Source organism: Dickeya chrysanthemi NCPPB 402, assembly GCF_000406105.1.
Lineage (GTDB): Bacteria > Pseudomonadota > Gammaproteobacteria > Enterobacterales > Enterobacteriaceae > Dickeya > Dickeya chrysanthemi.
Window position 1 is genome coordinate 3,314,224 of sequence record NZ_CM001974.1, and the last position, 20,470, is coordinate 3,334,693.

Genomic DNA, 20,470 nt, shown 5'->3' on the forward strand with positions numbered 1-20,470 from the left:
ACGCCGACCTCTTCGCAGCTCTGGCGTACCGGCCGACCGCTTCTCGTACTTTAACTGAGCTATCTTTCACCATTTTTATACTTTTTTTACGCCCGCTCCGTGGAAATTTGCACCTTCTTTTTCTCACTCTGCGTAGGCTGACTATCGCGGAAAGTCGTCCTTCCTGCGGCAAAGGGTTACGCGGTAGCGCCGCAGAGCAAGGCGATGACCGGATGATAGTGTCTCAACACCGTTGGAGGTGACTGTGAATATTGGCCTGGTGGTAAGCGGTATGCTGGTAGTACTACTGCTGGTTTATCTTTTTTATGCATTGCTTAACGCGGAGGAATTCTGATGCCCAGCGATGCTTTTTTACTCATCGTCAGCCTGTTCGCCTGCTTGCTGATGCTGGCGCAACCACTCGGTCAGTTTATAGCGCGACTGGTGGAGGGCGAAACCGGTGTCTTGCGTCGTTACGAACTGGGCGTAGCCCGGCTGTGTGGCTTTTCAACCCGTGAAATGGGATGGCAGCACTACACCATCGCGATTCTGCTGTTCAACCTGATGGGTATCGTGCTGCTGTTCCTGATGCTGATGTATCAGGATCGTTTACCGTTAAATCCTCAGCAGATGCCGGGGCTGTCCTGGCATCTGGCGCTCAACACGGCGATCAGTTTTGTGACCAACACCAACTGGCAGGCTTACAGCGGGGAGAATACGCTCAGTTATTTCAGCCAGATGGTAGGGCTAACGGTACAGAACTTCCTGTCCGCCGCCACCGGTATTGCCATCGCGTTCGTGCTGATGCGCGCCTTTGCCCGCCGCACCACCCATGAACTGGGCAACGTCTGGCTGGATCTGCTGCGCATCAATCTGTATTTACTGCTGCCGTTCTCGCTGTTGCTCAGCCTGTTCTTTATCAGTCAGGGCAGCATTCAGAACTTCCTGCCCTACCAGCATATCACTACGCTGGAAGGTGCGTCGCAGGTGCTGCCGATGGGACCATTGGCCTCGCAGGAAGCAATTAAGATGCTCGGTACTAACGGCGGCGGCTTTTTCGGCGCCAACTCGGCGCACCCGTTCGAAAACCCGAATGCCCTGACCAACTTCGTGCAGATGCTGTCCATCCTGGTGATCCCGGCAGCGCTGTGTTTTGCCTTTGGCCGGGTGGTGAATGACCGTCGTCAGGGCCATACCCTGCTGTGGGCGATGTCGCTGATGCTGATCGCCGCCACAACAATCGTGATGTACGCCGAAGTGAGCGGTAACCCGCATCTGTTGTCGCTGGGCGCAGACAGTGCGCAAAACATGGAAGGTAAGGAATCTCGCTTCGGTGTCCTGACGTCGGCCTTTTTCGCCGCCATCACCACCGCCACGTCTTGCGGCGCGGTCAACGCCATGCACGATTCGTTTACTGCGCTGGGTGGCCTGATCCCGATGTGGCTGATACAGATTGGCGAAGTGATCTTCGGCGGCGTAGGTTCCGGTTTCTACGGCATGCTGGTGTTCGTCTTGCTGACGGTATTTATCGCCGGGCTGATGATTGGCCGCACCCCGGAATATCTCGGCAAGAAAATCGAAGCCTGGGAAATGAAGATGGCGGCGCTGGTCATTCTGATTACCCCGGCGCTGGTGCTGCTGGGCACTGCGCTGGCGCTCAGTACCGAAGCCGGTCGCGCCGGCATCCTGAATCCGGGTGCGCACGGCTTTAGCGAAGTGCTGTACGCCTACTCGTCCGCCGCCAATAACAACGGCAGCGCGTTCGGTGGTCTAACCGTCAACACCCCGTTCTACAACCTGACGCTGGGTATCGCCATGCTGTTGGGGCGTTTCTCGTCGCTGATCCCGGTGCTGGCGATCGCCGGTTCGCTGGCGGCGAAAAAACGCCAGCCGGAAACCAAAGGCTCGTTGTCTACCCGCGGCCCGCTGTTCATCGGCCTGCTGATCGCCATCATTGCGCTGATTAGCGCGTTGAACTTTATCCCTGCCCTGGCACTCGGTCCCGTTGCCGAGCATTTACAGTCCAGTCTGGTTCACTGAGCCGGAGAAAGAAGATGATTCGTAAACAGCAAACGCTTTTTGATTCCGCTCTGTTGCGTAATGCACTGGTGGATTCGGTAAAAAAACTCGACCCGCGCATCCAGTGGCGCAACCCGGTGATGTTCGTAGTGTACATCGGCAGCCTGCTGACAACGGGTATCTGGCTGGCTATCGTCAGTGGGCAAACCGACGGCAGCGCCGGGTTCACCGGTGCCGTCGCGCTATGGCTGTGGGTAACGGTTCTATTCGCCAATGTCGCCGAAGCCCTGGCGGAAGGGCGCAGCAAAGCACAGGCAGAAGCCCTGAAAGGCGTGAAAAAAACCAGTTGGGCCAACAAGCTTGCCGCCCCGCATCATGACGCCGCCAGCCAGAAAGTACCGGCCGACAGCCTGCGCAAGGGCGACGTGGTGCGGGTATCCGCCGGCGAGATGATCCCCTGCGACGGCGAGGTGCTGGAAGGCGGCGCTTCGGTGGATGAAAGCGCCATCACCGGTGAATCCGCGCCGGTGATCCGTGAATCCGGCGGCGATTTCGCCTCGGTAACCGGCGGCACCCGCGTGCTGTCCGACTGGCTGGTCATCCAGTGCTCCGTCAACCCCGGCGAAACCTTTATCGACCGCATGATTGCCATGGTGGAGAGCGCCAAACGCCGCAAAACGCCGAACGAGGTGGCGCTGACTATCCTACTGGTGGAACTGACCATCATTTTCCTGCTGGTGGTTGCCACACTGGCGCCGTTTTCCAGCTTCAGTGTAATGACCAACAACAGTGGTTCGGTCATTAGCATCACCGTTTTGGTGGCGCTGCTGGTGTGTCTGATCCCCACCACCATCGGTGGATTGCTATCCGCCATCGGTATCGCCGGTATGAGCCGTATGCTCGGTGCCAACGTTATCGCCACCAGTGGCCGTGCCGTTGAAGCCGCTGGCGACATTGACGTGCTGCTGCTGGACAAAACCGGCACTATCACGCTCGGTAACCGTCAGGCCTCCGCGTTTCTACCAGCACCGGGGATTAGCGAACAGTCGCTGGCCGACGCCGCGCAACTGGCTTCGCTGGCTGACGAAACCCCGGAAGGCCGCAGCATCGTGGTGCTGGCCAAGCAGCGTTTTGGTTTGCGTGAACGCGCATTGCGGGATCTGGACGCCACCTTCGTGCCGTTCTCGGCGCAGACTCGCATGAGCGGCGTCAATATTCAGGGCCGCACTATCCGCAAAGGCGCGGTGGACGCGCTGCGCCGCTACATTGAAGCCAATCAGGGCCAGTTTCCGGCCGAGGTGGAAGACGCCGTCGCCAGCGTCGCGCGTCAGGGCGGCACTCCGCTGGTGGTGGCGGAGGGCAAGCGCGTACTGGGCGTGGTGGCATTGAAGGATATCGTCAAAGGCGGCATCAAGGAACGTTTTGCCGAACTGCGCAACATGGGTATCAAGACCGTCATGATCACCGGCGATAACCCGCTGACCGCCGCCGCCATCGCCGCCGAAGCGGGTGTAGATGATTTTCTGTCGGAAGCCACGCCGGAAGCCAAGCTGGCGCTGATTCGCCAGTATCAGGCGGAAGGCCGCATGGTGGCGATGACCGGCGACGGCACCAACGACGCCCCGGCGCTGGCGCAGGCCGACGTGGCGGTGGCGATGAACTCTGGTACTCAGGCGGCTAAAGAAGCAGGCAACATGGTGGATCTGGATTCCAACCCCACCAAACTTATCGAAGTGGTGCATATCGGCAAACAGATGCTGATGACCCGCGGTTCGCTCACCACCTTTAGTATCGCCAACGATGTGGCCAAGTATTTCGCCATCATTCCGGCCGCGTTCGCTGCAACTTACCCGCAGTTAAACGCGCTGAACGTGATGCACCTGCACTCCCCTGCCTCGGCGATGCTGTCGGCGGTGATCTTCAACGCGCTGATTATCGTGTTCCTGATCCCACTGGCGCTGAAGGGCATCAGCTACAAACCCATGAGTGCCGCCGCGCTCCTGAGTCGCAATTTGTGGATTTACGGGCTGGGCGGTCTGCTGGTGCCGTTCGTCGGCATCAAGCTGATCGATGTGTTCCTCACCATCACCGGACTGGCGTAACCGAAGGTAATCATTATGAATTATATCCGTTCTTCCCTGGTGTTATTGCTGCTGATGACACTGATCACCGGTGTGGGTTATCCGTTACTGGTCACCGTGCTGGGGCAGTCGCTGTTCCCGGCGCAGGCCAACGGTTCCCTGCTCTACCGGCAAGGCAAACCGGTCGGTTCGTCGCTGATTGGGCAAGCCTTCAGCCGTGACGGATACTTCCAGGGTCGCCCGTCCGCCACGTCGGACAGCGCCTATAACACGATGGCGTCCGGCGGCAGCAACCTGGCGGTCAGCAACCCGGCGCTGGACAAGGCCGTCAGCCAAAACGTGACCGCCTGGCACCAACGCCGCGGCGACAGCGCGCCGGTGCCGGTGGAACTGGTCACCGCATCGGCCAGCGGCCTTGATCCGCATATCTCGGTACAAGCGGCACGCTATCAGGCCGGACTGGTCGCCAAAGCCCGCGGTTTGTCGCAGGATCAGGTGGATCAATTAATCAATAGCCATACTGATACGCCAATGCCCGCATTTATCGGTGCGCCGATAGTGAATGTCGTAGAATTGAATATGGCGCTGGATAAGCTTAAACCGCTTCCCTGATTAAGGAACCACTCTGCGAGGAACAGAAATGACTGACGAGGAACAGCGTCGACCCGACCCGGACAGCCTGCTGAGTCAGATTGAGGAACAGCCGCGCGGCAAACTGAAAATCTTCTTCGGCGCCTGCGCCGGCGTCGGCAAGACCTACGCCATGCTGCAGGAAGCGCAGCGTCTGAAGGCTCAGGGGCTGGATGTGCTGGTCGGGGTGGTGGAAACTCACGGGCGCAGCGAAACCGCTGCGCTGGTAGAGGGGCTGCCGCATTTGTCGATGAAAAAAATCAGCCATTATGACCGTCATCATCATGAATTCGATCTGGACGCGGCGCTGGCGCGCTGCCCGGCGCTGATCCTGATCGACGAACTGGCGCACAGCAATATTCGCGGTTCCCGCCATCCTAAACGCTGGCAGGACGTACAAGAGTTGCTGGACGCCGGTATCGATGTGTTTACCACCGTTAACGTGCAGCATCTGGAAAGCCTGAACGACATCGTTGGCGGCGTCACCGGCATTCGGGTGCGGGAAACCGTCCCCGATCCGATTTTTGACGATGCCAATGAAGTGGTGCTGGTAGACCTGCCGCCTGACGACCTGCGCCAGCGTCTCAACGAAGGCAAAGTCTACCTGCCGATGCAGGCGGAACGCGCCATCGAAAACTTCTTTCGCAAAGGCAACCTGCTGGCCCTGCGCGAACTGGCGCTCCGGCGTATGGCCGATCGGGTGGATGATCAAATGCGGGCGATGCGCGCCAGTCAAGGGCGTGAGCGAGTCTGGCATACCCGTGATGCCATCCTGTTGTGCATCGGCCGCGGCGCAGGCAACGAAAAGCTGGTGCGCACCGCCGCTCGTCTGGCCGCACGACTGGGCAGTATCTGGCACGCGATTTACGTCGAGACGCCGCGCCTGCATCGCCTGCCGGAAGGCGAACGGCGGGCGATTCTGCGCGCGCTGAAACTGGCGCAGGATCTGGGGGCGGAGACCGCCACCCTTTCCGATCCATCGGTAGAACGTGCGGTACTGCGCTACGCCCGCGATCATAATCTCGGCAAGATTGTTATTGGCCGTCACACCGAGCAAAAACTCGGCTGGTGGCGCCGCACCCGCTTTGCGGAGAAACTCGGAAAATTAGGGCCAGACCTCGATCTGGTCGTCGTTTCAGTACAAGACGACGCCACGCCGCCACCGCCTAAAACACCGGACGCCCGCGCAATAACCGACAAATGGCGACTACAGTTCTACGGCGGCGGCGTTGCCGTACTACTCTGCATGTTGATTACGCTACTGGCGCTGTGGTCGCCGTTTTCCATGCTGGAACCGGTCAACCTGGTGATGCTTTATCTGCTGGCCGTAGTGATCATCGCGCTGTTTTATGGTCGCTGGCCGTCGGTATTCGCCGCCGTCATCAACGTCGCCAGCTTTGATCTGTTTTTTGTGGTGCCGAAAGGCACCTTCGCCGTTGCCGATGCACAGTATCTGGTCACGTTTGCGGTGATGCTGACCATCGGGATTCTGGTGGGAAATCTGACTGCGGGGGTACGTTATCAGGCGCGCGTCGCCCGCTACCGCGAGCAGCGGGTAAGGCATCTGTACGAAATGTCCAAGGCGCTCAACCGCAGCCTGTCGGTAGAGGATATTGCCAAAGCCAGCCATCATTTTCTGCGTTCAACCTTTCAGGCCAAGATCGCCATTTTGCTGGCCGAACCGGTCTCCTCCCCTATGGCGGAGCTACAACAGGTCGCGCTCGATGAGCCAGAGCAACTGATCGTCGACCGGGCTATCGCCCGCTGGAGTTACGATCACGCCGCCCCCGCCGGGGCCGGTACGTCCACGCTGCCGGGCGTTCCTTATCAATTGTTGCCGCTGGCGACACCACAAACGACGTTCGGCATTATCGCCGTCGAGCCGAGTAACGTGCGCCAGTTGATGATTCCGGAGCAGCAACGCATGTTGGAAACCTTCACCGTCCTGATCACCAACGCGCTGGAACGCCTGCACCTGGTCCATAGCGCCGAAAATGCGCGTCTGGACGCCGAACGCGAGCAACTGCGCAACTCGCTGCTGGCGGCGTTGTCCCATGATTTACGTACTCCACTGACCGTGTTGTTCGGTCAGGCGGAAATTCTGACGCTCAACCTGGCCTCCGAAGGCTCGCCTTATGCGCCGCAGGCCAGCCAGATTCGCCAGCACATTCTCAGTACGACGCGACTGGTCAATAACTTACTGGATATGGCGCGTATCCAGTCCGACGGCTTTAGTCTGCGCAAAGAGTGGCAAACGCTGGAAGAGTTAATCGGCAGCGCATTACGACAGTTGGAAAACTCACTGGCAAGCAATACTATTCAATTACGGCTGCCGCAGGACATGCTGCTGGTGTACTGCGACGCCAGCCTGATCGAACGGGTGTTGATCAACCTGCTGGAAAACGCCATCAAATACGCTGGCGAGCAGGCGACTATTATTGTTTCCGCCAGCCGGGTATCCTCATCGGTTGCCGGTGACCTGCTGGAAGTGCAGGTTCAGGATAACGGCCCCGGCATCCCCGCAGGTCAGGAAAAAATGATTTTTGACAAGTTTGCCCGCGGGCACAAAGAGTCTTCCATTCCCGGCGTTGGGCTGGGATTGGCCATCTGCCGGGCGATTGTAGAGATTCACGGCGGACGAATCTGGGCTACCCACGCGGATGAAGGCGGTGCGGTGTTCCACTTTACTTTGCCGCTGGTTGCGCCACCGGCGCTCGAACCTGAAGAGATGGAGTCCTGACCCTGCTACAGACCAACATTCTGATCGTAGAAGATGAAAAAGAGATCCGGCGTTTTGTCCGTAACGCGCTGGAGGGCGAAGGCTGCCGCGTATTTGAAGCTGAAACGCTGCAACGAGGATTGATAGAAGCGGCGACCCGCAAACCGGATCTCATTATTCTTGATTTGGGTCTGCCCGATGGTGACGGCATTGATTACATCCGCGATCTGCGGCAGTGGAGCGCTATTCCGGTTATCGTGTTGTCCGCCCGTACCGACGAACAGGATAAGATCGACGCGCTGGATGCCGGTGCCGAGGATTATCTTACCAAGCCGTTCGGCATTGGCGAATTGCTGGCGCGGGCACGGGTGGCGCTACGCCGCGTGAGCGCATCGCAGCAGGAAACCCCGCTGATTACCTTTTCAAACGTCACCGTGGATTTGATTAATCGCCAGGTGATACGCAACCAGCAGGAGTTGCATCTGACGCCGATCGAATTCCGGCTCCTGTCCACCCTGCTCGCTAGCCCCGGCAAGGTTCTGACGCAGCGTCAATTGCTCAATCAGGTCTGGGGCCCCAACGCAGTGGAACACAGCCATTATCTGCGTATTTATATGGGGCATTTGCGCCAGAAACTGGAAGACGATCCCGCCCGCCCGCGCCACTTTTTGACTGAAACGGCCATCGGCTACCGCTTTATGCCCTAGGCGCGCACTCGCCTTCACGCCTGACGCTGGCGCCCTGCCCGTGTCAGGCGTAGCATCCTGATTTTTACCCACGAGAAAAATATCAATGAGTAGCTGGTTACTTTACGCCTTGCTGTCGGCGTTATGCGCCGCGCTGGTGGCGCTGTTTGGTAAAATCGGTCTGCAACAGCTGGACGCCAACACCGCCACTGCCGTTCGTGCCGTGATTATGGCGCTGTTTCTGGTCAGCGTCGTGGTAGTACAAGGCAAATCATCGCTGTTCGGTGCCGTGCTTGCCAACCATAAAGCGATGGTGTTTATCGTACTGAGCGGTGTGGCGGGGGCACTGTCCTGGCTGTTTTATTTTATGGCGCTGAAAAACGGCAGCGTCGCGCAGGTGGCGCCCATCGACAAACTTAGCGTGGTGTTTGCCGTTATTCTGGCGGCGCTGCTACTGGGTGAAAAGGTGTCGCTGCTGGCAGGGGTTGGCGTCGCGCTGATTTCCGCCGGCGCGTTGCTGGTGGCGCTGGGGTAGGCGATGGGCAGTAAAAAAGGCGCTGTTTGCACAGCGCCCTGATTAAAGCTGATGAATCATTACTTCGCGTTGCTCAGCACTGCGCTGACGATCTCAACCGCTTCTTTCTCGATTTTTTCGCGATGCTCAGCGCCCAGGAAGCTCTCGCAGTAAATCTTGTAGGCTTCTTCGGTACCAGACGGACGCGCGGCAAACCAGCCGTTGTCGGTCATCACTTTCAGGCCGCCAATCGACGCCCCGTTACCGGGCGCCGCCGTCAGACGAGCGGTGATCGGATCACCCGCCAGCGTGTTGGCCGACACCATTTCCGGCGACAGCTTGGACAATGCGGCTTTCTGCGCATGGGTCGCCGATGCTTGCAAACGGTTGTAACTCGGCGCGCCAAAACGGGTGGCCAGCGCATCATAGTGCTGCTGCGGGTTTTTGCCGGTTACGGCGGTGATTTCCGCGGCCAACAGGCACAGAATGATGCCGTCTTTATCCGTCGACCAGGGTTTGCCGTCAAAACGCAGGAACGACGCGCCGGCGCTCTCTTCGCCGCCGAAGCCCAACGTCCCGTCGAACAGGCCGTCGACAAACCATTTGAACCCCACCGGCACTTCTACCAGCTTGCGGCCAAGATCCGCCACTACGCGATCGATCATCGCGCTGGAGACCAGCGTTTTACCCACCGCGACCGATTCGCTCCATTGCGGGCGGTGGCGGAACAGGTAGTTGATGGCGACCGCCAGATAGTGGTTCGGATTCATCAACCCAGCCGGCGTCACGATGCCGTGGCGGTCATAATCCGGGTCATTGGCGAAGGCCAGATCGAACTTGTCACGCAGCGCCAGCAGGCCCGCCATCGCCGATACCGACGAACAGTCCATACGGATCACACCATCGTGGTCCAGCGTCATGAAACGGAATGTCTGATCGACCGCGTCGTTGACCAGCGTCAGGTCCAGTTGATAGCGCTCGGCAATACGCTGCCAGTAAGCAATGCCGGAACCACCGAGCGGATCCACGCCAAGCTTCAGACCGGCACGCTGGATCGCCACCATGTCCACCACATCGCCCAGCGCCTCGACATACGGCTCAACCAGATCACGCTCGTGCAGGTGACCACTCTGACGCGCTTTATCCAGCGACTGACGCTTCACCTCACGCAGGTTATCCGCCAGCAGCGCGTTGGCGCGTTTCTCGATCACGCTGGTGAGGTTAGTGTCTGCCGGGCCGCCGTTGGGCGGATTGTATTTAATACCGCCGTCTTCCGGTGGGTTATGGGACGGCGTAATCACGATACCGTCCGCCAGCGCTCCGCCCTGACGGTTGTGAACCAGAATCGCGTTCGATACCGCCGGCGTGGGGGTAAAACCGTTATCCTGCTGGATAATCACATCAACGCCGTTTGCCGTCAGCACTTCCAGCACGGAAATAAACGCCGGCTCGGACAACGCGTGCGTATCTTTCCCTACGTAGCATGGACCAGTGATGCCCTGGCGGCTACGCTCTTCGGCAATGGCCTGGGCAATCGCCAAAATATGGGCTTCGTTGAAGCTGTGGCGGGCGGCGCTGCCGCGATGGCCGGAAGTACCGAATTTAACCGACTGGGCCGGATTAGCGACATCCGGGCTCAACACATAATACTGGGACGTCAACTGTGCGACATTAATCAGGTCGCTTTGCCGGGTAGGTTGTCCGGCTCTCGGGTGATTAGCCATTGGCGTTTCTTCCTGACGCAGTGATTTAAATGGTGCCGCAAACTTTCTCAGTCAGTTCCGGCGGGAACTGCATCGCCAGCATGATGTACTCGACCATGCTGCGTTTGCGACCGGTATTGGTATTGGTGATAACCCAGTAAGGCGTGCCTTCAATGTGCCGGGGTTTGGTCTGCGCGCCGTGCAACAGCAGCGTCTGCTCGTCGGCGGCAAAATAGACGCGGGTACGGCCATGCAACGATTCGGTAGCGGCGGCAAACGCTTGCGGCGATAAACGATGCAGGGTAGACAGTACCATCAGAAAACGATTGACCGCTCTGTTCTGCTCGGCATACTCATCCGACAGCAGTAACTCACGCACGGTTCTTACCCGGTCGCGCAGCGGTTGCACAGCAACAGGCTGGACACTTGTCGACGCCGCCGCCGATGGGGCCGTCGCCACCGACGCGGGCTGCGCGCTGCTGAATTTCAACATGCGCCGTAAAATATCCGATGCACTCTCGCCGATATGCTGAGTGTGGCTGGCGATATAACGGTAAAGCTCGTCGTCGACATCAATAGTTTTCATCTTTATCCAGTACTGTTTTATGTCTTTAATCAATCATCAGGAATTATACAGGCTACACGCAACCCGCGAACAGCGGCAGACGGCCCGTGACGGCACATTCAGGATTATCCTGAATGTGCCGTACAAATCCCATACATGAGCGTGGTTTACTTCCCTGCCCTCGTTGACGCCGTCCGACAGAGTTTAGCCTGTGGCGGAGCACCATGGTAAAGTCATGATACCCTAAGCCACTGTCTCTCTGAATGAACTTCACCATGAAATTGAATTATCGCTGGCAAAACGCACAACACCCGCAAAACCGATTACCCGTCATTCTTATTCACGGCCTGTTCGGCAATCTGGACAACCTTGGCGTGCTGGCGCGCGATCTGCAAAAGCATCACGATACCTTGCAGATTGATCTACGCAATCATGGATTATCGCCTCGTTCGCCAGAGATGAATTACGCGGCGATGGCGCAGGATGTACGTGAACTGATCGATGAACTGGCGCTGGAGCGGGTGATCCTGATCGGCCATTCCATGGGAGGAAAGGTGTCGATGGCGCTGACCGAGCAGATCGCCGCACGCATCGACCGTATTGTCGCGATTGATATCGCGCCGGTGGATTATCAGGTTCGTCGTCACGACAAGGTATTCGCTACCGTTCGCGCCGTGAGCGAGGCCGGTGTGGAACAACGTGCGAAAGCGGCGGAAATCATGCGTGACGACCTGCCGGGCGAAGAAGGCGTGGTACAGTTTTTGCTGAAATCATTTCAACAGGGCGAGTGGCGTTTCAACGTGCCGGTGCTGTGGGACCAGTACGAGCATATTGTCGGCTGGAGCGAGGTGCCGGCCTGGTCCGGGCCTATCCTGTTTATCCGCGGCGGCGAGTCGCCTTATCTTGACGACCGCTATCGCGATACGCTGCTACGCCAGTTTCCCGCCGCCAAAGCGCATGTGGTAAGCGGCGCCGGGCACTGGGTCCATGCGGAAAAACCGGAAGCGGTGATGCGCGCCATTCATCGTTTTCTGAATGCTGACCAGGTATTGCCGACATATCCACGGCCAGGCCCGTCATCTCAAGCTACGGTTTAATTGAGTATTGTCCCCCAGTAAACATTGTCGCCACCGTAACGGCTGGGGTATTATGGCCCGCTCAGTATGAGGGACGGCTGTCTGGCCGCTTGCATCGTTAACCACATTTCATCCAAACGCGGCCTGAACGGCTGAACGCAACGGTTACCCACGGTGTTCGCATTCCGGTAATCCAAGCGGCGATTTGGCCGAATTTCTTGCAGTACCATGAGTTATGGCAAAAGAACAAACGGATCGCACCACGCTGGATCTGTTCGCGAACGAGCGTCGCCCGGGTCGCCCGAAAACCAGCCCGCTCTCTCGTGACGAACAATTACGGATCAACAAGCGCAATCAGTTGCGGCGTGACAAAGTGCGGGGGCTGCGTCGTGTCGAGCTGAAAATCAATAGTGAAGCGGTAGACATTCTGAATGCATTGGCTGAACAGAAAAATATCAGCCGCAGTGAGCTGATCGAACAAATACTGCTGGCGCAGTTGGCTGAACAAAAAAACTAAACATGACTGGCGTCGTCCATGACGCCGGTTGTCCTCAATAGCTTAAAACGTTTCCCAGTTATCGTTGCTCTTCTTACCACTACTTGCCGGCAATGCTTTGGCTGCCGGAGCTGATACGGATCTGACCGCTGCCTGACGTTCACGTCTTGGCGACAGGCCCGCCATTTGTTCCTCCGTCAGTCGGAATACCGATACCGCCTCGGTCAACACCATCGCCTGCTCTTCCAGCGAGCGGGTAGCTGCAGAAGCTTCCTGCACCAGCGCGGCGTTTTGCTGAGTGACGCCGTCCATTTCCGTAATCGCCTGCCCCGCCTGAGCGATTCCTTTACTTTGCTCATCCGATGCCGTCGCAATTTCCGACATGATATCAGTGACGTTCGTCACGGCCTTAACGATCTCGCTCATGGTGCTGCCTGCATCGGCCACCAGCGCAGAGCCGTTATCCACGCAACGCACCGACTCGGCAATCAGGTTTTCGATCTCTTTAGCCGCTTGCGCACTACGCTGCGCCAGACTTCTTACTTCACCGGCTACGACGGCGAACCCGCGCCCTTGCTCACCGGCCCGAGCGGCTTCAACCGCTGCGTTCAGCGCCAGAATATTGGTCTGGAAAGCAATACCATTAATTACACTGGTAATCTCGGCAATTTTCTTCGAACTGCCGGAGATTTCCGCCATGGTTTTCACCACATTGTTCACCAGTTCTCCACCTTTACTGGCGGTAGTAGAAGCCTGGCGAGCCAATTGACTGGCATGGCTGGCGTTTTCTGCGTTCTGTTTCACCGTCGAGGTCAGCTGTTCCATACTGGCGGCGCTTTCTTCCAGCGCAGCGGCCTGCGACTCCGTACGGGCTGCAAGGTCGTTGTTGCCGGAGGCAATTTCCGATACCCCCTGATAGATAGAATCGGCACTGGTACGGATCGTACTGACGGTATTCGCAAGACTGGTTTGCATATCACGCAGCAACGGGAACAGCTTGCCCACGCAGTTGTTGCCGAAATCCAGAATCGGTTTTCCCAGATGACCGGAAGCAATAACCAGGAAATGATCCCGCAGCTCGTTGAGCGGGCGCACCAGATAAGCCACCAGATAGCGATCAGTCAGGAACAACATCAACAAACCGGCGATAAGCCCCGCCAGCAAAATGTTTTGCCCAACGCCGGTGATGGTTTCCAGTCGTTCGCCAGCATCGACGAACATCGTTGATCCCGCCTTGTTGAAGTTAGTGAAAGAGACGTTGAACTGCCGGCTAAAGGCGGGCACGACGTCTTTGGCATATTTGTCATACTCATCAAATTTTTTATCCACCGCACGCTGGAACATGGGTTCAACCCCTTGAGTAATCAGGTTGCTCCAGTCGCGTGTCACTGCTTCGACCAATTCGGGCGACATGCCGGCATGATCAATCTTCCTGAAGGCTTCCAGGTTGGATTTCAGTAAATCCAGCGCGGCTTGTGATGATTTTTGCTGTTCGTCCGCTTTCTGGTTATCACCGCTCTGCCGATAGTCAATCGCACGAGCCAGTCGGGTCACCATGCGGAAATACTGGTCGTTGCCGGTATTGACTAAATTCATATTGTTAACCAGCAACGCACTGGTTTTAGACGTCTCATTCATGGTTTTGAACGAGTACATGGTGTAAACCGAAACCGCAATCCATAACGCACAGAAAATGCCAAGTACCCACAGCATCGCTGTGCGAATGGCAATATTTTTTAGGAATTGCATAATTGACTCCATAAATGGGCTATTGATCGAGGAGGTAAGGTTTGTTTTGATTTATGCGATGAGAAAATCTCTCGTTTTGTAAGAAACATTGCTGCACATTTACATTCAATAAAGCACCATGTTCTGTCATCGTCAAAACCACAGGAATATTTAGTTTTTTCTGTTGTTTAAAAGCTAATAAAAATTAGGTAATTAACGGATTACCCATATTTTCAGTTATCTGTGCGAAGATCGTATTTTAAAAAATTAAAAAATCATTAAGGCGATGATCAAAAAATAACCAGTTAATCGTTTCGATACCATTTCCACCCCCGGCGACAGATACACGTTTATCCATCAGACAGTGTCTGTTATCATTAGCGGATCGTGGGTGACGCAAGCACCATACCCTTAAGAATCAAGAGGTTATTTTATCTATGGCTCTCATAGGCATTTTTTTTGGCAGTGACACCGGCAATACCGAAAACATTGCCAAAACTATCCAGCAGCAACTGGGCAGCGACGTCGCCGAACTGCACGACATTGCCAAAAGCAGCAAAGAGGATCTTGAGCGTTTTGACATCCTGTTGCTGGGTATTCCGACCTGGTATTACGGTGAAGCGCAATGTGACTGGGACGATTTCTTCCCGACACTGGAAGAGATTGACTTTGCCGGTAAGCTGGTTGCGCTCTTCGGTTGCGGCGATCAGGAAGATTATGCCGAGTACTTCTGCGACGCCATGGGTACGATCCGCGATATCATCGAACCCCGCGGGGCGACCATTGTGGGTCACTGGCCGACTGAAGGCTACTACTTCGAAGCCTCAAAAGGTCTGGCGGACGACACCCACTTTATCGGCCTGGCCATTGATGAAGATCGCCAGCCTGAACTCACCAGCGAGCGAGTATCCAACTGGGTCAAGCAGATCAGCGAAGAGCTGAATCTGAAAGCATTACTGGCCTGATTCACCTGTGGCTCTGATGCAATGCACTCAGAGCCTATCTATACAGATAGGTAAAACCTATCACAATCAGTGATACATTTTTTTAACTTTTCACGCCGACAAGGTACAATGTCCATCCGGCTAGCCAGATTATGTTTAATGATAAATCCTGGCATACGATTTGTTTCTCATAGATAACCAGCCTGAATACAGCAAGTTAACGAGAATCATATTGTAAAAGTTCCGTGGTTTTCATTTCGATGGCGCGGTTCTATAATTGAGACACGTGACCTTTTTTACGCCGCCCGATGATACTAGGCTAGTAACTTCCCAGATAAAGCAAGTAACAGGACTAAATCCGCATGACTGACAACAACACCGCATTAAAGAAGGCAGGCCTGAAAGTCACACTTCCTCGACTGAAAATTCTGGAAGTCCTTCAGGATCCTCAATGCCACCACGTCAGCGCGGAAGACTTATACAAAAAGCTGATTGATATGGGCGAAGAGATTGGCCTGGCCACCGTTTACCGCGTGCTCAACCAGTTTGACGATGCAGGTATCGTCACCCGCCACAATTTTGAAGGCGGTAAATCTGTTTTCGAACTGACACAGCAACACCATCATGATCATTTGATCTGTCTGGATTGCGGTCGGGTGATTGAATTCAGCGATGAGTCTATCGAAGCGCGCCAGCGTGAGATTTCAGAAAAACACGGCATCAAGCTGACTAACCACAGCCTGTATCTGTACGGCCATTGCAGTAGCGGCGACTGCCGTGAAGACGACAACGCACACGACGAACGTTAAACACGTCGATTGAGCAAAAAATAAAACCGCCGCGGCGGTTTTATTTTTATCTCACATCCTGACCGGACAGCGATTAGCCTGCCCAGCTGTCGCGTAATCCCACCGTCCGGTTAAATACCAGATTGTCGGCGCTGGAATAAACGCGATCGGCGCAAAAATAACCTTCACGCTCAAACTGATACGCTTTCTCGACCTCGGCATTGGCCAGACTGGCTTCCACAACCCCTTGCACAACCTGCAATGAGTCAGGATTAATGGTAGCGAGAAAATCATCCGCCGCCCCCGGGTTCGCGACGCTAAACAGGCGGTCATACAAACGGAACTGAGCCGGCAACGCATGCGCAGCCGATACCCAGTGAATCACCCCTTTAACTTTACGGCCGTCAGCCGGATCCTTACTCAGGGTATCCGTATCACAGCTACAGTAAATCGTGGTAATCACGCCTTGATCATCTTTATCAATGCGTTCAGCTTTAATGACATAAGCATTGCGCAAGCGCACTTCTTTACCCAGTACTAAACGTTTGTACTGCTTGTTGGCTTCTTCGCGGAAATCTGCGCGGTCGATATAAACCTCACGGCTGAATGCTACCTGCCGCGTTCCCATTTCCGGCTTATTGGGATGATTAGGCATGCTGAGCCATTCTTCATGACTTTCCGGCAGGTTTTCGATCACCACTTTCACCGGGTTCAATACGGCCATTGCACGCGGGGCATTTTCGTTCAGGTCATCACGAATACATGACTCCAGCGCCGCCATTTCTACCGTGTTGTCCTGCTTGGTGACGCCAATACGGCGACAGAATTCGCGGATAGAGGCCGCCGTGTAGCCACGACGACGTAAACCGGAGATGGTCGGCATACGCGGGTCATTCCACCCTTCGACGATCTTCTCATTCACCAATTGGTTCAGTTTCCGCTTGGACATCACCGCGTATTCCAGATTCAGGCGGGAGAACTCATACTGACGCGGATGAGCGGGAATGGTAATGTTGTCCAGCACCCAGTCATATAACCGGCGGTTATCCTGAAACTCCAGCGTACACAGCGAGTGTGTAATACCTTCCAGCGCATCGGAAATACAGTGAGTAAAGTCATACATCGGGTAGATGCACCATTTGTTGCCGGTCTGATGATGCTCGGCAAATTTGATGCGATACAACACCGGGTCGCGCATGACGATAAATGGCGATGCCATATCGATTTTAGCGCGTAAACACGCGGCACCCTCGGCAAAACCGCCATTGCGCATTTTCTCAAACAGCGCCAGATTCTCTTCGACGCTGCGATCGCGGTACGGGCTATTTTTGCCCGGCGAGGTCAGCGTACCGCGATATTCGCGGATCTGATCCGGCGTCAGCTCATCGACATAGGCCAGCCCTTTATTGATCAGTTCAACGGCATACATGTGCAACTGATCAAAATAATCCGACGAATAGCGAACATTGCCGCTCCAGGAAAAACCCAGCCACTGAACGTCATGTTTGATGGATTCAACGTACTCGATGTCTTCTTTTACCGGGTTGGTATCATCAAAGCGCAGGTTGCACTTACCGTTGTAATCCTCAGCGATACCGAAGTTCAGGCAGATAGATTTAGCGTGACCGATATGAAGATAACCATTCGGTTCTGGTGGAAAACGCGTCTGGATGTTGTCGTGTTTACCGGTAGCCAGATCTTCATCAATGATCTGACGAATAAAGTTGGTTGGGCGGGCTTCAGCCTCACTCATGCTTGGTTCCTCAAATGCGAAAAAACAACCCATAACCGCTAATGATCCAACAAGCCACGCCGGGAAACAACCGTTTGTTTCATGAAAGTTCAAGATAAAAAAACGGAGCGTACGTCTTGCGCACGCTCCGTTTGTCGATATTGACGGCAATCACGCCGGCCGACTTATTCCTGCGAAACGTCTCGCAACGCCGCCGCGATATTTTCTGCCTGAGTGCCGACTACAATCTGCACGCTTTGTTTGTTGAGACGAATCACCCCTGCCGCCCCCAGCTTACGTGCAGCCGGTTCATCTACCAGAGCGGAGTCCTTCACGCTCAGGCGCAAACGGGTAATACAGGCATCAATCCCGGTCAGATTATCCTTGCCGCCGATAGCCTGCAGATAGCCTCTCGCCACCGACTGACTATTACCTTGAGACGCAGCCGCGTTTTCTGATGAGGCTTGCGCTACAGCGGCTTCGCGTCCCGGCGTCATCAGGTTAAAACGGGTGATGGCAAAGCGGAACACCACATAATAGATGACGAAGAAAGCTGCGCCCTGAAGCAGCAACATATACCAATTCGTCGCCAGCGGGTTACGTGTAGACAGCACCAGGTCCACCAAACCGGCGCTGAAACCAAAACCGGCAATCCAGTGCATGCTGGCGGCGATGAATACCGAAATGCCGGTCAACACGGCATGCAGTACATACAGCACCGGCGCCACAAACATGAAGGAGAATTCCAGCGGTTCGGTAATGCCGGTGAAAAAGGCTGCAAACGCCGCCGCCACCATAATACCCGCCACCCGACTGCGATTTTCAGGACGCGCACAGTGATAAATCGCCAGCGCCGCGCCCGGCAAGCCAAACATCATAATCGGGAAGAAACCCGCCTGATAACGCCCGGTAATACCAGGAATCGCTTTACCGGCATCAATCGCCTGCTGCCCGCTCAGGAAATTAGGAATATCGTTAATGCCGGCCACATCAAACCAGAACACCGAGTTCAGCGCATGATGTAATCCAACAGGAATCAGCAGGCGGTTGAAGAAGGCATAGATACCGGCGCCGACCGACCCCAGTTGCTGAATGTGTTCGCCAAAGGAAACCAGCGCGTTATAAATCACCGGCCAGACGTACATCAGCACAAACGCCACCGCAATCATCAGCACAGACACCAGAATCGGCACCAGACGGCGACCATTGAAAAAAGAGAGTGCTTTAGGTAACTCAACCTGACTGTAGCGGTTATACAGCTCGGCGGAAATCACGCCGACCAGAATACCGATGAACTGGTTTTCAATTTTACCGAATGCCTTCGGCACCTCCGCCAGCGGGATGTGCTGAATCATGGAAACCGCTGCGGGCGAACACAGCGTAGTCAGCACCAGATAACCGACAAAGCCGGACAATGCCGCCGCGCCGTCTTTATCTTTCGACATACCGTAGGCGACGCCGACCGCAAATAACACCGCCATATGCTCGATAATCGCCGCGCCTGACTTGATCAGCAATGCCGCCAGCGCACTTTCACTGCCCCAACCGACGGGATCTATCCAATACCCGACGCCCATCAGGATGGCGGCTGCGGGCAACGTCGCGACCGGCACCATCAGCGCACGGCCTACTTTTTGTAAATAACCGAATATACTCACCTTCCCCTCTCTTTCCCTTACGGGCAATAAAATTGTCTGTCAGCCTTATTACCAAATCACCCGCCAGCCATGTGGGCCTGAGCAGAGTGCCAAAAAAATAATTCGTCACGCAAATTAATAGCGGTAATTATGTGATAATTATCACCACAAAAACACATACAAAAAGTTTATGGCGTAGCATTAATACAACTTATTTCAAGACTAAAAAAAACGAGCTACACTAGCGCCAGATGAATACCAAAGCGTCGTACAGGCATATTACCTGACGCCGAGTCTATCTGATTGCGCTTATACGATGAATAATTGCCTTCGCTAACCGATTTTCTGAGGAGAGCCCCATGAGACTGATCCCATTAACGACCCCGGCCGACGTTGGCAAATGGGCCGCCCGTTATATTGCCGAGCGCATCAATGCGTTTAACCCGACGGCGGAGCGCCCGTTCGTGCTCGGTCTGCCGACCGGCAGCTCGCCGCTGGAGGCCTATAAATCACTGATTGCGCTATACAACGCCGGCCAGGTCAGTTTCAAACATGTCGTTACTTTCAATATGGACGAATACGTCGGCCTGCCGGCGGACCATCCGGAAAGTTACCGGACCTTCATGTACCAGAATTTTTTCAACCACGTTGATATTCCGGAAGGAAACATTAACCTGTTGAACGGCAACGCAGAAGATATCACTGTCGAATGTCAGCGTTATGAAGAAAAAATCAAGTCTTACGGTAAGATTCACCTCTTTATGGGCGGCGTCGGCAATGACGGTCACATCGCTTTTAATGAACCTGCATCCTCTTTGGTATCCCGCACGCGTATCAAAACGTTGACGGAAGAAACACGTATCGCCAATTCCCGTTTCTTTGGCGGCGATGTCGGTCAGGTACCTAAATATGCGCTGACCGTGGGCGTCGGTACGCTGCTGGATGCAGAAGAAGTGATGATTCTGGTCAGCGGCCGCCATAAAGCACTGGCGCTTCAGGCCGCAGTGGAAGGCAACGTGAACCACATGTGGACGATCAGTTGCCTACAGTTGCACGCCAAGGCGCTGATGGTGTGCGACGAACCTTCCACCATGGAATTAAAAGTGAAGACCGTGAAGTATTTCCGCGAGCTGGAAGCTGAAAATCTCAAAAATTTGTAATCGGTGAGCCAGG

General features: G+C 55.3%; 17 protein-coding genes. 12 read left to right on the forward strand and 5 right to left on the reverse strand.

Going from position 1 to position 20,470, the window contains the following annotated elements; genetic code table 11:
• Positions 1-259: 259 nt before the first annotated feature.
• The 7 genes from kdpF (at position 260) to DCH402_RS14545 (ending at position 8,649) form a co-directional block, all read left to right on the forward strand.
• On the forward strand, positions 260-334 hold the full coding sequence (gene kdpF / locus DCH402_RS14515) for a K(+)-transporting ATPase subunit F (protein WP_267879516.1): 75 nt from the start codon (positions 260-262) through the stop codon (positions 332-334).
• Positions 334-2,019 carry a potassium-transporting ATPase subunit KdpA gene (kdpA, locus tag DCH402_RS14520; RefSeq protein ID WP_040001927.1) on the forward strand — a complete coding sequence of 562 codons (1,686 nt, stop codon included), beginning with the start codon at positions 334-336 and terminating at the stop codon, positions 2,017-2,019. The genes kdpF and kdpA overlap by 1 nt, the downstream gene beginning before the upstream one ends.
• A 14-nt stretch (positions 2,020-2,033) precedes the next feature.
• Positions 2,034-4,100: a potassium-transporting ATPase subunit KdpB gene (kdpB, locus tag DCH402_RS14525; protein ID WP_040001928.1), complete on the forward strand. Its 2,067-nt coding sequence runs from the start codon at positions 2,034-2,036 to the stop codon at positions 4,098-4,100.
• 15 nt (positions 4,101-4,115) lie between these two features.
• On the forward strand, positions 4,116-4,691 hold the full coding sequence (gene kdpC, locus DCH402_RS14530; RefSeq protein ID WP_040001929.1) for a potassium-transporting ATPase subunit KdpC: 576 nt from the start codon (positions 4,116-4,118) through the stop codon (positions 4,689-4,691).
• A 28-nt stretch (positions 4,692-4,719) separates the two neighbouring features.
• Entirely contained in the window at positions 4,720-7,449 is a 2,730-nt protein-coding gene (gene kdpD / locus DCH402_RS14535; RefSeq protein ID WP_040001930.1) for a two-component system sensor histidine kinase KdpD, read from the forward strand.
• Positions 7,446-8,135 carry a two-component system response regulator KdpE gene (kdpE, locus tag DCH402_RS14540; RefSeq protein WP_040001931.1) on the forward strand — a complete coding sequence of 230 codons (690 nt, stop codon included), beginning with the start codon at positions 7,446-7,448 and terminating at the stop codon, positions 8,133-8,135. Before kdpD ends, kdpE begins: the two co-directional genes overlap by 4 nt.
• An 85-nt stretch (positions 8,136-8,220) precedes the next feature.
• Positions 8,221-8,649 (forward strand): EamA family transporter, encoded by a 429-nt coding sequence (locus DCH402_RS14545; protein ID WP_040001932.1) that lies wholly within the window; start codon positions 8,221-8,223, stop codon positions 8,647-8,649.
• Between the two features lie 59 nt (positions 8,650-8,708).
• Here the strand turns inward: DCH402_RS14545 and pgm are convergent, their stop codons facing one another.
• Together pgm and seqA are read right to left on the reverse strand one after the other, a co-directional pair.
• Complete coding sequence (gene pgm / locus DCH402_RS14550) at positions 8,709-10,352, reverse strand: phosphoglucomutase (alpha-D-glucose-1,6-bisphosphate-dependent) (RefSeq protein ID WP_040001933.1); 1,644 nt, start codon at positions 10,350-10,352, stop codon at positions 8,709-8,711.
• A 25-nt stretch (positions 10,353-10,377) separates the two neighbouring features.
• Positions 10,378-10,917, reverse strand: coding sequence for a replication initiation negative regulator SeqA (seqA, locus tag DCH402_RS14555; RefSeq protein WP_040001934.1), 540 nt, complete (start codon positions 10,915-10,917; stop codon positions 10,378-10,380).
• A 254-nt stretch (positions 10,918-11,171) separates the two neighbouring features.
• On the opposite strand from seqA, the gene ybfF reads away from it, so the two are divergent.
• Positions 11,172-11,993 (forward strand): esterase, encoded by an 822-nt coding sequence (ybfF, locus tag DCH402_RS14560; RefSeq protein ID WP_050583320.1) that lies wholly within the window; start codon positions 11,172-11,174, stop codon positions 11,991-11,993.
• Positions 11,994-12,207: 214 nt separating this feature from the next.
• The gene (ybfE, locus tag DCH402_RS14565; RefSeq protein ID WP_012770611.1) at positions 12,208-12,489 is read left to right on the forward strand and encodes a LexA regulated protein; all 282 of its coding nucleotides are present in this window, start codon (positions 12,208-12,210) and stop codon (positions 12,487-12,489) included.
• Positions 12,490-12,531: 42 nt separating this feature from the next.
• On the opposite strand, the gene DCH402_RS14570 is transcribed toward ybfE, so the two are convergent.
• Positions 12,532-14,217, reverse strand: a complete 1,686-nt coding sequence (locus DCH402_RS14570) for a methyl-accepting chemotaxis protein (protein ID WP_040001935.1) — start codon at positions 14,215-14,217, stop codon at positions 12,532-12,534.
• Positions 14,218-14,633: 416 nt separating this feature from the next.
• Between DCH402_RS14570 and fldA the strand changes: the two genes are divergently transcribed.
• Positions 14,634-15,161, forward strand: a complete 528-nt coding sequence (gene fldA / locus DCH402_RS14575; protein ID WP_040001936.1) for a flavodoxin FldA — start codon at positions 14,634-14,636, stop codon at positions 15,159-15,161.
• A 341-nt stretch (positions 15,162-15,502) separates the two neighbouring features.
• On the forward strand, positions 15,503-15,949 hold the full coding sequence (gene fur, locus DCH402_RS14580) for a ferric iron uptake transcriptional regulator (RefSeq protein ID WP_012770614.1): 447 nt from the start codon (positions 15,503-15,505) through the stop codon (positions 15,947-15,949).
• A gap of 73 nt (positions 15,950-16,022) precedes the next feature.
• On the opposite strand, the gene glnS is transcribed toward fur, so the two are convergent.
• Both glnS and nagE read right to left on the reverse strand, forming a co-directional pair.
• Complete coding sequence (gene glnS, locus DCH402_RS14585; RefSeq protein WP_040001937.1) at positions 16,023-17,681, reverse strand: glutamine--tRNA ligase; 1,659 nt, start codon at positions 17,679-17,681, stop codon at positions 16,023-16,025.
• Between the two features lie 164 nt (positions 17,682-17,845).
• Positions 17,846-19,318, reverse strand: a complete 1,473-nt coding sequence (gene nagE, locus DCH402_RS14590; RefSeq protein WP_040001938.1) for an N-acetylglucosamine-specific PTS transporter subunit IIBC — start codon at positions 19,316-19,318, stop codon at positions 17,846-17,848.
• Positions 19,319-19,656: 338 nt separating this feature from the next.
• Here nagE and nagB point away from each other — a divergent pair, with 338 nt between their 5' ends.
• A complete protein-coding gene (gene nagB, locus DCH402_RS14595; RefSeq protein ID WP_040001939.1) occupies positions 19,657-20,457 on the forward strand; it encodes a glucosamine-6-phosphate deaminase in 801 nt (266 codons plus the stop codon).
• The last annotated feature ends 13 nt before the right edge of the window (positions 20,458-20,470 follow it).